The sequence below is a fragment of the Kribbella sp. NPDC050124 genome (genome assembly GCF_044460355.1).
Lineage (GTDB): Bacteria > Actinomycetota > Actinomycetes > Propionibacteriales > Kribbellaceae > Kribbella.
Map to the genome: position 1 here is coordinate 352,394 of NZ_JBITJU010000005.1, position 11,552 is coordinate 363,945.

Genomic DNA, 11,552 nt, shown 5'->3' on the forward strand with positions numbered 1-11,552 from the left:
CCGCGGGCGGTTACTCGCGCCAGCCGCTGAGCTCGACCGACTTGCCGGTCTCGACCCGGAAGCCGAGCTTGATCGCGACCTCAGCGCCGGCGGCCAGGTCGAGCTTCCACGTGACCACGCCGAGGTCGGTGGTCTCGGCCGGCTCTGGTTCCGTGACGAGCGGTTTGACGGTGATCTCGTGGTCCCGTGCCACCGGCAACTGGTCGAGAACCGTGACCCGGGCCGGGCGCGGGGTGTGGTTCTCGATCTTGGTCTCGTACTCGACCTCACGGCGGCGCGTCGATCCGAGGGTCGCCTTGCTCGCGGTCCGCCGTACCAGCTTCCGCTCGACGCGGATCCGGTCGTCCAGGCCGAGCGCGAGCTCGACGTCCTCGCCGGGCGCCCACATCGGCAGCGCGGCCGAGCCGACGAAGTCCGCGTCGTGGAAGACGGCGGCCTTGCCTGCGGGCAGCGTGTGGGTGGACGAGTTCACGACCGTGGCCCGGAGGTGGACGTCGGTGGACTCGACCGGCGCGGTGACGTAGTCCAGCTTGGCGTCGAGGTCGATCGCGGCGATCGTGGCGCGGTGCGAGGCGCCGTCCGCGGGTACGGCGACCGGCCGGGGCGGAGTGTAGGTCGCTGCCGTGACGCCCTGCTCGACGGCCGCGGCGAGGTCGGCGAAGGCGGGCGCTGCGGCCGACTGCTGTTCGATGAAATCGGCGGCGCCGCCGAGCGAGGCCGGCACAGCTCTGTGACTCAGCGGGACTCCGGCCGGCGCGGCCGGCATCGGCGGGTGGAAGCGGTCGAGGTACCAGGGGTCGAGCTCGGGCACCTTCGCGGTCACCGTGGGCCGGGCCGTCGACAGCCTCAGGTCGCACTCGGGCCAGTCCTCACCGGTCTGCTGGGTGATCAGGCCGTACCAGCTCAGCGTGAGCTGGTCGGCGTTCAGGCGGACGTCGTACGAGCTGGTCCAGCCGGCGCTGCGCACGACGTACGAAAGCTCGATCTCCACCTCGGCTTCGGACTCCAGCGCCAGCGTGACGGCCGCGGATCGGCGGTCGGGCGTACGTTGCTTCGAGATCGCGGCCAGCCGGCGGTCTGCGGCGGCGAGGCGTTCCTCGGCCTCCCGCCGCTGCACGGCCAGCTCTCGACGTTTCGCCCGTACGGCGTCCAGCCGGGAAGTCAGCGAATCAGTGAACCCGCCGAGGTCCGCGCCGTCGTCGCCGGAGGCCAGCGTCCGGGCGAAGGTGCCACCGGCACGCCTCGCCAGTTGGGCAAGGAACGCGTCGAGCTGGGCTTGCACGTCATCGGCGTCGGTCAGCTCAGCAACCTCGGCCACGGCTTCGCGGCGTTGCCGCTCCACCTCGGCGACGGTCTCGTCCGGCGCCTGCGGGTGGTGCCGCATCGCCAGGTCCACGCCGAGCACCGTGGCCGGTCCATGGCCGGAGACACGGACCGAGTCCTCCTGCAGCAGCAGCGGCAGCGGCTCGACGTACACCGTCTGGTCACCGGCCGGCACCGTGAGCTTGCCGCGCCGGGTGACCCGCGCGCGGTCCGGGTAGACGGTGACGGCGGCGATCGGAGCGTCCACCACGAGTAGGGTCATGCCCTGACAGTAGCTGTATCAACGGCCATGCCTCCTGGTTCTTTTGGGGCAAGCTGGCCGGTACAGGGAGAGGTCGATGGGATCTGCGGTTGTGGTGGGCGGTGGCATCATCGGTCTGGCTGTGGCACGGAGTCTGCAGCGGCTCGATCCGGCCACGCCGGTCGTCGTACTGGACAAGGAACACTCGGTCGCGGCGCACCAGACCGGACACAACTCCGGCGTGATCCACTCCGGGCTGTACTACAAGCCCGGCTCGCTGAAAGCCCGGCTGGCCGTGGCCGGGGGAGCGGCGCTGAAGGAGTACTGCGAGGAGAAGGGCATCCCGGTCGACGTCCCGGGGAAGCTCGTCGTCGCGACGACCGAAGCCGAGTTCCCGCAGCTCGACCGCCTGTTCGGCATCGGCCGTGAGAACGGCGTCCCGGTCCGTCGACTCACCCTCGACGAGGTCGCGGAGCGCGAACCCCACTTGCGCGTGAAAGGTGCCCTGGCGGTCGACTCCACCGGCCGCGTGGACTTCAAGCTGGTCGCTCGCGCGCTGGCCGACGATGTTCGCGCGGCCGGTGGTGAGATCCGCACCGGCGTGACGGTGACCTCGATCCACAACGCGGGCTCGGTCGTCCGGGTGCACACCACCGACGACGTGATCGAGGCGGACCGCGTCGCCGCCTGCGCCGGTCTGCACAGTGACCGGCTGGCCCGCGCCTCCGGGCTCGAGCCTGGGGTGCGCATCCTCCCGTTCCGTGGCGAGTTCAGCGAGATCGTGCCCGAGCGGGACTTTCTCGTGCAGGGGCTGGTCTATCCGGTGCCCGACCCCGACCTGCCGTTCCTCGGCGTCCACCTGACCCGCGGCATCGACGGCACCGTGCACATCGGGCCGAACGCCGTACCTGCTCTGGCGCGGGAGGGCTACTCGTGGCGAAAGATCGTCGCCCGGGATCTGTGGGAGTCGATCGCCTACCGCGGCTCCTGGCGTCTGGCCCGCCGCTACGCGAAGACCGGCGCCAAGGAGATCGCCCGCTCGCTCACCGGGCGGGCTCTGGTCCGCGAGGCTCAGCACATGCTTCCCGAGCTCCAGGTCTCCGACGTACGGCGTTCTGGCGCCGGCGTCCGCGCCCAGGCGGTGACTCGCGACGGCAAGCTCGTCGACGACTTCTTCTTCCTGCGCGACGGCCGCACCCTGCATGTGCTCAACGCCCCGTCGCCGGCAGCCACCGCCTGCCTGCTGATCGGCGACCACATCGCGCAGGAGCTGTCCGCCGAGCGCGCCTGATTCGTGCCCTAATGGTTAGGGTACTATTGCAGGCGTGACTGACCTCGAGGAGATCGCCGATCCGCTGGACCTGGAGAACCAGGTGTGCTTCGCGCTCGCGGTCGCCTCGCGCAGCGTGATCGCGCTGTACCGGCCGCTGCTCGAGCCGATGGGGCTGACCCACCCGCAGTACCTGGTGATGCTCGCGCTGTGGCAGCATGCGCCACTGTCGGTGAAGGAGCTGAGCGGGATGCTCCAGCTCGAGCCGGCCACCCTTTCGCCTTTGCTGAAACGCCTCGAGGCCAGTGGGTACGTCGAACGTCCGCGAGCCCGGGCGGACGAACGGGCGCTCGCGGTCACGCTCACGCCGACCGGCTGGCGGCTGCGGAACGAGGCGTTGAAGATCCCGCCGGCGATCGTGAGCCGGCTGGGCATGGAGGTCTCCGAGCTTCAGCACCTGCATGAGGTCCTGACCCGGGTGATCGGCGCCGCCACAGGTGTCCGGGATCACCCCGCAGACATTAGTTAGTGCACGAACTATTCGCGTACGATGGTCGGTGTGGAAGGGAACACCATGAGCCGTCGCCGACGCAGAACCCCGATGAGCATCGAAACCGTCCAGCGGTGGGTCGTGTCCGCCGTACTGGTCCATGTGGGCAGCGTGCCTGCCATCACCCTGGCCGTCTACAGCATCGGCGTGGCCGCCGACGACTACGGCAAGGGCGTCGGTCTGTGGATCATGTCCGGGGTCATCGGCCTGCTCACGGTCTGCGGCGTCCTCGCCATCTTCCAGCGCTCGCTGCTGTCCTACTGGCTCATCCCTGGCATCCTTCCCGCCGCGATCACCGGTTTCTACGTCCTCTGACCGCGCCGAGCGGGGACAATGATGCGATGACTGTCCTCGACAAGTTTTCGCTGGCCGGACGGACCGCCCTGGTGACTGGTGGCTATCGCGGGCTCGGCCTCGCGTTCGCCACCGGGTTGGCCGAAGCCGGCGCAGATGTGGTGATCGGTGCGCGCGATGCCGCGGCGTCTCAGCGGGCGGCCAAGCAGTTGGCGGACTCGACCGGCCGGACCGTCGTCGGTGTGGGTCTCGACGTCAACGATCGAGAATCCGGCAAGGCTGCTGTGGCAACGGCTTTGGATGCCACCGGGCGGTTCGACATCTTGGTGAACAACGCCGGCACGTGCTTCCACCGCCCGGCGCTCGAGGTGCCCGACGAGGAGTGGGACGAGGTCTTCGGGACCAACGTGAGCGGTTTGTGGAAGCTGAGCCAGTCGGCGGCCCGGCATTTCCGGACGGTCGGTGGCGGCACGATTGTCAACGTCGGCTCGATCTCCGCGCAGATCGTGAACCGGCCGCAGTGGCAGCCGGCGTACAACGCGTCGAAAGCCGCGGTTCATCAGCTGACGAAGTCGCTGGCCGCGGAGTGGGCGCCGTTGAACATCCGGGTGAACGCGGTGGCGCCGGGGTATGTGAAGACGGAGATGGCGCCGGTGGACGAGCCACAGTTCAAGGCGCGCTGGATCGACGACGCTCCGATGCAGCGGTACGCCGTACCGGAGGAGATCGCGCCGACTGTCGTGTTCCTGGCGTCGGACGCGTCCAGCTTCATGACCGGGTCGATCATCACCATCGACGGCGGCTACACCCTGCACTGATGGATCTCCATCTGCAGCTGGGGCAGGGTGGGCTGGCCGATCAGATCCATGCGCAACTGCACGAGCGGATCAGCACCGGCGCGCTACCTGCCGGAACCGTGCTCCCGTCCTCGCGAGAGCTTGCGGCGCGGTTGTCGGTGTCGAGGGCAACAGTTGTCGCGGCCTACGACCTGCTTGCCGCGCATGGGTTGATCCGCTCGCGCGCCGGTGTCGGAACCTTTGTCACCGGCGGGCCTGTTGCTGCACCGACCGCGCCGACCGGATCCCCGCTACGGGCGCGGGCGATCTGGGATTCCTTCGCCGTTCCGGATCTCTCGGTGCCGACCGCCGAGTTCAACTTCGCGCCCGGCGTTCCGGCGCGCACCAAGTTCCCGTTCGCACGGTGGCGTGCGCTGGTCAACGATCAGCTGCGCAGCCGGACGGACGTCCACTACGCCGATCCGGCGGGTTCGGATCGGTTGCGTACGGCGCTCACGCGGCATCTGGTCGTGAGCCGCGGGGTTCACCTCGCGCCGGAGCAGTTGGTGATCACCACCGGGGCGCAGCAGGCGTTCGACATCGCCGCCCGCGTGCTGCTCGAACCGGGTGACACGGTCGCCGTCGAGGATCCCGGGTATCTGCCGTCCTACCGCGGATTCCTTGCCCACGGGGCTCGTGTCGTCGGGGTGCCTGTCGACAGCGAGGGGTTGGTTGTCGACCAGCTTCCGGTCGGGACGCGGCTCGTGTACGTGACGCCGTCGCATCAGTTTCCGCTCGGCATGCCGATGTCGGAGGGACGCCGTACTGCGCTTCTCGCCTGGGCTGCTCGGCACGACGCGGCGATCGTGGAGGACGACTACGACTCGGAGTTCCGGTTCAGCGGTCGTCCGCTGACGCCGCTGCAGGCGGCCGACCGGGAGGGGCGGGTGCTGTACGTCGGGTCGTTCTCCAAGACGCTGCTGCCGACGCTGCGGGTCGGGTTCCTCGGTGTCCCCTCGGTGCTGGCCGAGGCTGCGCGGCGGGCGAAGTTCGCCGCCGACTACGGTACAGCGGGACATGTGCAGGCCGCGCTGGCGGCGTTCATCGAGGATGGTGATCTGGCGCGGCACATCAAGCGGATGCGGCGCTCGTACGAACGCCGGCACGACGTGCTGATCGCCGTACTGCGGGAACACTTCGCCGGCCTCCTCGAGCCGATCGAGTCGCTCGGCGGGACGCATACGACCGCGCTCCTGACCCCAGGACAACCACCCGACACGGTCCTCGCGGCGCGCGCCCTCGCCGCCGGAGTGAACCTCGGGCCGGTCTCGCGCTGGGGGATCGACCGGCCCGGACCGAACGGCTTCGTCTTCGGGTACGGCGCCATCGCCGCCGAGCGGATCGCGGACGGACTGGCCGCCCTGCGCCGCGTTATCTGATCGACACTGGACCGGCGCACAACGCATCGAATCGGCGTCCCCACAAGACCGGCTCCGTTCCTAGGCTGCCGCGGACATCGCCGATGAGGAGGACCGATGAGATCCCTGCGCATCGCCGCAGCCGCCGCCGCCTGTGCGGTCGCCGGCACGTCCCTGGCCAACGCCTCACCCAGCTGCGACACCATCGACGCGACGATCTACGACAAGGTCGTGACCGAAGGGTGCCCGCCACCCGCGCAAGCCTGCGTGGTCGGCATCGTCCGCGGCAAGCACGGCTTCAACGCTGCCACGGTCTTCGTCCTCGGCTCCCGCGCCGACGCCCCGCCGACCGCACCCGGCTACCGCGCCGTCAGCGGCACCATCACCTACACCTTCAAGGACGGCTCGACCCTGACCGCCCTCGAAACCAGCATCGGCAACGTCGACACCACCACCGGCGCCGGACACGCCGGCGGCACCCAGGAATTCACCACCGGCACCGGCCGCTACACCGGCGCCACCGGCTACACCTACCTCAACCAGCACTTCGAAACCGACCACTTCGTCACCCGGATCCAGGGCGAGGTCTGCCGCCCGAGGGCATAAAATCCTCCCTGGAGGAGGCCCGATGGCTGTCGACGTCCAGACCGAGATCGTGATCGAGCGGCCGGTGCGGGAGGTGGCGGAGTACGTCGCGGATCCGTCGAACGCACCCGAGTGGTACGCCAACATCGAGTCGATCGAGTGGCGCACCGATCCACCGGTCGCGGTCGGATCCCGGATGGACTTCGTGGCGCACTTCCTCGGCCGGCGGCTCGCCTACACCTACGAGGTCGTCGAGCTGGTTCCGCTGGAGTTACTGGTGATGCGGACCGCTCAAGGCCCGTTCCCGATGGAGACGAGCTATCACTGGTCGCCCGCGGGTGAGGGCCGTACCCACATGTCGTTGCGCAACCGCGGCGAGCCCTCGGGCTTCGCGGGCGTCGCCGCGCCGTTGATGGCCGCCGCGATGCGCCGCGCGAACCAGAAAGACCTCACCCGCCTGAAATCCCTGCTGGAATCCCGCTGACCTGTCCTGATCGTGTCTTCGTCTTTCGTCATCAGGGTGAAGCGGGATGGTCCCGCGGAACCGAGGAGCTGAGATGAACCAGTACCTGCTGTCGGTGTACGAGGCGGACGGCAGCGGGCCGTCCACGGCCGCGGAGATTGAGGCCTTCATGGGCCGGGTGATCGCGCTCGAGGAGGAGATGGACCGGGCCGGTGTGTTCGTGTTCGGTGGCGCGCTGCACGGCCCCGACGCGACCACCGTGGTCCGGGGCGGCGCCGGCCAGGACCTGGTGACGACCGACGGACCCTTCGTGGAGGTCAAGGAGCAGATCGGCGGCTTCTACATCATCGAGGCCGAGGATCTCGACGCGGCGCTGAGCTGGGCGGCGAAGGTCGTCCAGGCCATCGGCCACGACATCGAGGTGCGGCCCTTCCGCGCCACCGGCCGGGTTCAGGCGGACCACTGACGGAGACCGTGGATGGACGACGTCGAGCGCGCGTTCCGGGCGGCCCACGGGCCGGCCGTGGCCACGCTGATCCGGCTGTACGGCGACATCACGCTGGCCGAGGACGCCGTACAGGACGCCTTTGTGACCGCGATGGATCGCTGGCCGCGCGACGGTGTCCCGGACAACCCGGCCGGCTGGATCGTCACGACCGCGCGGAACCGTGCGATCGACGTCGTACGGCGAGATCGGCGTGGACGCGAGTTGGCCGGACAGCTCGCGTCCGACGCGCTCCGCGGGGAATCGGCGGACGCGCAGCCGATCCGCGACGATCAGCTGCGGCTCGTGTTCACCTGCTGCCATCCCGCTCTGCGCACCGAACATCAAGTGGCACTCACGCTCCGGTTGATCGCGGGGCTCACGGTGCCGGAGGTGGCCTCGGCGTTCCTGGTCAGCGAAGCCACCATGGCGAAGCGCCTGGTGCGGGCGAAGTACAAGATCAAGGCGGCCAGGATTCCCTACCGGGTGCCCGGCGCCGCGGAACTGCCCGGCCGGCTGCGCCCAGTGCTGTCGGTGCTGTACCTGGTGTACAACGCCGGCGCGGACGACCGGACTCGAGTGGACCTGCGTGCCGAGGCGATCCGAATGACCCGCCTTTTGGCGGTCCTGATGCCGGACGAGCCGGAGATCGCTGGTCTGCTGGCCCTGATGCTGCTGAGCGACGCACGAATGCCGGCGCGCGGGGCCGGCGGCGACGTGGTCCTGTTGAAAGACCAGGATCGATCGCTGTGGGACCGATCCTCGATCGCCGAGGGACAGGCGCTCGTACTGTCCTGCTTGCGGCGCCGGCGGCTCGGGCCGTACCAGCTCCAAGCCGCGATCCAGGCGCTGCACTGCGCAGCGAGTCGCTACGAGGACACGGACTGGGCCGCGATCGTCCGGTTCTACGACCGTTTGATCGCCGTCCTGCCGACCCCCGTGGTCGCGCTGAACCGGGCCATCGCGATCGCCGAGAGCCAAGATCCCGCCGAGGGCATGCGGCTGCTCGACGAGCTTGCGGACCAACTTGCCGGATACCACCTGTTCCACGCTGCCCGCGGTTCGATGCTCGAGCGACTCGGACAGCGGGCACAAGCCGCGGACGCCTATGCCTGCGCCGCCGAACTCGCCGGAACCGAGTCCGCGGCCCGATTCCTGCACGACCAGGCCGCCGCTGTCGCGCGTGGGTGAGCGCGTGTCAGAACGGATCGGGGGCTGTCGGGATGGTGAGTTCGGCCCAGACGATCTTGCCGTCGGGGGTTGGGCGGCTGCCCCAGCGGTCGGCGAGGGCGTTGACGAGGTAGAGGCCTCGGTGATGCTCCTCGCCGGACGCCGGCTGGTACAGCAGGGGAGTGTCCGGGCCGCGATCGGCCACCTCGATGATCAGCCTGGAGCCGTCGTGGTGCAGGCGCAGGTCGCCGGGATCGCCGGTGTGCAGCACGGCGTTGGCGACGAGCTCGCTCGTGACCATCACCGCGACGTCGAGGATGTCGCCGAGTTGCCACTCGTTCAGGTGCGCAGCGACGAACGTCCGGGCTTCGGCGGCGTCCGACCGGGTGCCGGTCAGCGGCAGTGTCGCGATCTGCCGCTGGTGGCCGACATGGCGGACGTGCAGCAGCGCGATGTCGTCGTTGTGCCGGCCGTCGGTGAGTCGGTCGATCAGCGCGTCGCAGGCGTTCTCGAGCCCGAGATCGTGGGGGAGCTGTCCCAAACCGTCGAGCAGGGCGTCGATGCCGTGGTCCAGATCGCGTTCCCGGTTCTCCACCAGGCCGTCGGTGTACAGGGTCAGCTGCGCGCCGCGCGGGAAGTCGGCCACGCCTTGCCCGAAGTCCTCGCCAACGCCGAGTGGCACGCCGAGCCCCTGCCCGATCAGCAGTGGGGCTTCACCGGGCAGTGCCAGGATCGCAGGCAGATGGCCGGCGTTCGCGAACGCCAACGTTTCGTCGACCGGGTCGTGCACGGCGTAGAAGCAGGTGATGAAGGTGGCACCCGGCGTACTGTCGGCCAGCTGTGAGGTGTGCCGCAGGACGTCGGCGGGTGGCAGGTCCAGCAGGGCATAGGCACGGACCGCGGTACGGATCTGTCCCATCACCGCCGCTGCCGTGACGCCCCGGCCGACGACGTCGCCGATGACGAACGCCGTCCGCCCGGCCGGCAGCTCGACGACGTCGAACCAGTCGCCGCCGACCTCTGAGCCGCCTGCTGCGGGACGGTACCGGGAGACGACTTCCAGGTCCGTCAGCTGTGGCACAACCGGCAGCATGCTGCGAGTCAGCTCGGCGGCCAGGCTGCGGTGGGCGGCGAACAGGCGCGCGTTGTCCAGCGCGATCGCGGTGTATCCGGCGATCCCTTCGGCGAGCTGTTCGTGACGCGGGTTGAACCGGCCCGGCGCGGAGTGCCCGAAGAAGAAGCCGCCCAGCACCTCGAGTGAGGTCGGCGAGATCACCGGTACGGCGAGGTAGCTGCAGACCGGCAGATGCCCCTTCGGCATTCCGTGGTACGGCGCGTTCCGCCCGTACCGCGGATCCTGGGTGATGTCGTCGGAGCGAACCGTTCCGGTTCCGTTGAAGGTGGGTGCGAACACCGCCGTGTTGCGCGGCATCGGGAACTTGTCGAACGTATGTCTCGGCACTCCGGACAGGGTGTACAGCGTGTACGACTCGCCGTACTCGTCGATCAGGTTGTAGAAGAAGGCCCCGAACTCGGCCCGGGTCGCCTTGGTCGCGGCATCGGTGGCTTCCTGGACGAGCGTGTCCAGGTCCAGTTGGGCAGTGAGTCGCCGGCCGATCACCTGCAGCGTGTCGACGAGCTCAGCCTCGGCCCGCAGCTCCCGTAGCTCGGCCTCCAGCCCGGCCGAGCCGGGGCCGCCGAACGGTCGCTGCTCACCCGCAGGCGTGCTCGTCATGGTGATCCCTTCGGCGCCGCGACGTACGGCGTCCGAATCAGGCTAACCGGGATCCGCCCGCACGTCCCGACCTCGACTCTGCGAGCGACGTGCTCACGTGGGTCGGACCTCGGATTGGGCGAGGTCGCCGTGGCGGGACAGGGTCAGGGCGCCGGTCACCGCGAGGACGAAACCTACGGCCGCGACCCATCCCCAGCCGGGCCTGGGACGGTCGCCCAGCATCAGGAGCCCCACGAGTGCAGGTGCGACCGTCTCGGCGATGACCAGCGGTGCGGTTGCTTGCGTGACGCTGCCGCGTTGCAGGGCGGTCGAGTAGGTGAGGAGTGCGATCCCGCCTGCGAGGATCAGCGCGTAGGTCGCCGGGCTCTTCAGCAACGTGCCGAGGTCGCTGTACAGGGTGTCGGGTTGGACCGAGCCGGGCAGTGCCCGGGCGGCTACTGCGACCGCGCCGAAGGCAAGACCGGCGACCGCCCCGAGCGCAGCGGCGCCGGTGCCACCGTCGACGCGGGCCATAGGCACCGCGAGCACTCCGATGGCAGCAGTTGCCACTAGGACGCCCCAGCTCTCCGCGTCGCTGACCGAGACCGTCCGGTCTTCGGCCGCGGACAGGCCGACCAGAACCAGTCCGGCAATGACGAGCAGTAGACCGATCCAATCCGGCCCGCGCAACGGCATGTGCAGAAAGATCGCGCCGAGAACCGCGGTGATCGCCAGGAAACTCGCGACAATCGACTGCACGACGAACAATGGCAATGACCTCAGCGCCGCAATCGACAGCAGAAAGGCAAAGCTGTCGAGTCCCAGTCCGAGCAGGTACGGCCAGGAGCGGAACAATCGAATGAGTAAACGCGGGTCGAGGCCCTCCGCGGAGTGCGTACGGCGTGCCGCGACAGCCTGCAGCACCGAGGCCACGCCGTAGCAGACGGCGGCCGCGAAGGCTCCGAGCAGACCGGCGACCATGGGCCGAGGCTACGCCCATTGCACGGCGCATGCGGTCACCGAACGTGTGCGTACGCACGGTAGGCGGCCGGTCAGAACGTATACGTCATCAAGGGTCTCCAGGTACTGTCGTGAACTTGGGGGCGGGATGAACACAACGGTGGACACTGAGGTTTTCTCACCGGGCGTGGATGCGTTGAGCGGTGTCGTGCTTGAGACAACGTTGTGGTGAACGGGGTGTGTCGTGTCTGCGGCGTGGGGTCCTGACGCTGTAGGTCGGTTCTCGCCAAAGAACACCGCGCCC

Annotated in this window: 12 protein-coding genes; 9 read left to right on the forward strand and 3 right to left on the reverse strand. The window is 69.2% G+C overall.

The genetic code is table 11. From position 1 onward, the window contains the following. Nucleotides 1-10 precede the first annotated feature (10 nt). A complete protein-coding gene (locus ACIBL3_RS16280; RefSeq protein ID WP_396354184.1) occupies nucleotides 11-1,585 on the reverse strand; it encodes a DUF4139 domain-containing protein in 1,575 nt (524 codons plus the stop codon). 76 nt (nucleotides 1,586-1,661) lie between these two features. On the opposite strand from ACIBL3_RS16280, the gene lhgO reads away from it, so the two are divergent. The 9 genes from lhgO (at nucleotide 1,662) to ACIBL3_RS16325 (ending at nucleotide 8,595) form a co-directional block, all read left to right on the forward strand. Next, entirely contained in the window at nucleotides 1,662-2,855 is a 1,194-nt protein-coding gene (lhgO, locus tag ACIBL3_RS16285) for an L-2-hydroxyglutarate oxidase (RefSeq protein ID WP_396354185.1), read from the forward strand. Nucleotides 2,856-2,889: 34 nt separating this feature from the next. Continuing rightward, complete coding sequence (locus tag ACIBL3_RS16290; RefSeq protein WP_396354186.1) at nucleotides 2,890-3,363, forward strand: MarR family winged helix-turn-helix transcriptional regulator; 474 nt, start codon at nucleotides 2,890-2,892, stop codon at nucleotides 3,361-3,363. Between the two features lie 72 nt (nucleotides 3,364-3,435). Then, the gene (locus ACIBL3_RS16295) at nucleotides 3,436-3,699 is read left to right on the forward strand and encodes a hypothetical protein (protein WP_396354187.1); all 264 of its coding nucleotides are present in this window, start codon (nucleotides 3,436-3,438) and stop codon (nucleotides 3,697-3,699) included. Nucleotides 3,700-3,725: 26 nt separating this feature from the next. After that, nucleotides 3,726-4,496 (forward strand): SDR family NAD(P)-dependent oxidoreductase, encoded by a 771-nt coding sequence (locus ACIBL3_RS16300; RefSeq protein ID WP_396354188.1) that lies wholly within the window; start codon nucleotides 3,726-3,728, stop codon nucleotides 4,494-4,496. Then, nucleotides 4,496-5,893 carry a PLP-dependent aminotransferase family protein gene (locus tag ACIBL3_RS16305; protein WP_396354189.1) on the forward strand — a complete coding sequence of 466 codons (1,398 nt, stop codon included), beginning with the start codon at nucleotides 4,496-4,498 and terminating at the stop codon, nucleotides 5,891-5,893. Before ACIBL3_RS16300 ends, ACIBL3_RS16305 begins: the two co-directional genes overlap by 1 nt. A 96-nt stretch (nucleotides 5,894-5,989) precedes the next feature. Further along, the gene (locus ACIBL3_RS16310) at nucleotides 5,990-6,478 is read left to right on the forward strand and encodes a hypothetical protein (RefSeq protein WP_396354190.1); all 489 of its coding nucleotides are present in this window, start codon (nucleotides 5,990-5,992) and stop codon (nucleotides 6,476-6,478) included. Between the two features lie 22 nt (nucleotides 6,479-6,500). Next, the gene (locus tag ACIBL3_RS16315; protein WP_396354191.1) at nucleotides 6,501-6,941 is read left to right on the forward strand and encodes an SRPBCC family protein; all 441 of its coding nucleotides are present in this window, start codon (nucleotides 6,501-6,503) and stop codon (nucleotides 6,939-6,941) included. A gap of 73 nt (nucleotides 6,942-7,014) precedes the next feature. Next, entirely contained in the window at nucleotides 7,015-7,386 is a 372-nt protein-coding gene (locus ACIBL3_RS16320) for a YciI family protein (RefSeq protein ID WP_396354192.1), read from the forward strand. 12 nt (nucleotides 7,387-7,398) lie between these two features. Next, a complete protein-coding gene (locus ACIBL3_RS16325; RefSeq protein ID WP_396354193.1) occupies nucleotides 7,399-8,595 on the forward strand; it encodes an RNA polymerase sigma factor in 1,197 nt (398 codons plus the stop codon). A gap of 7 nt (nucleotides 8,596-8,602) precedes the next feature. Here the strand turns inward: ACIBL3_RS16325 and ACIBL3_RS16330 are convergent, their stop codons facing one another. Both ACIBL3_RS16330 and ACIBL3_RS16335 read right to left on the reverse strand, forming a co-directional pair. Beyond that, on the reverse strand, nucleotides 8,603-10,309 hold the full coding sequence (locus ACIBL3_RS16330; RefSeq protein WP_396354194.1) for a SpoIIE family protein phosphatase: 1,707 nt from the start codon (nucleotides 10,307-10,309) through the stop codon (nucleotides 8,603-8,605). Nucleotides 10,310-10,402: 93 nt separating this feature from the next. Next, nucleotides 10,403-11,269: a hypothetical protein gene (locus ACIBL3_RS16335; RefSeq protein WP_396354195.1), complete on the reverse strand. Its 867-nt coding sequence runs from the start codon at nucleotides 11,267-11,269 to the stop codon at nucleotides 10,403-10,405. Nucleotides 11,270-11,552 lie beyond the last annotated feature (283 nt).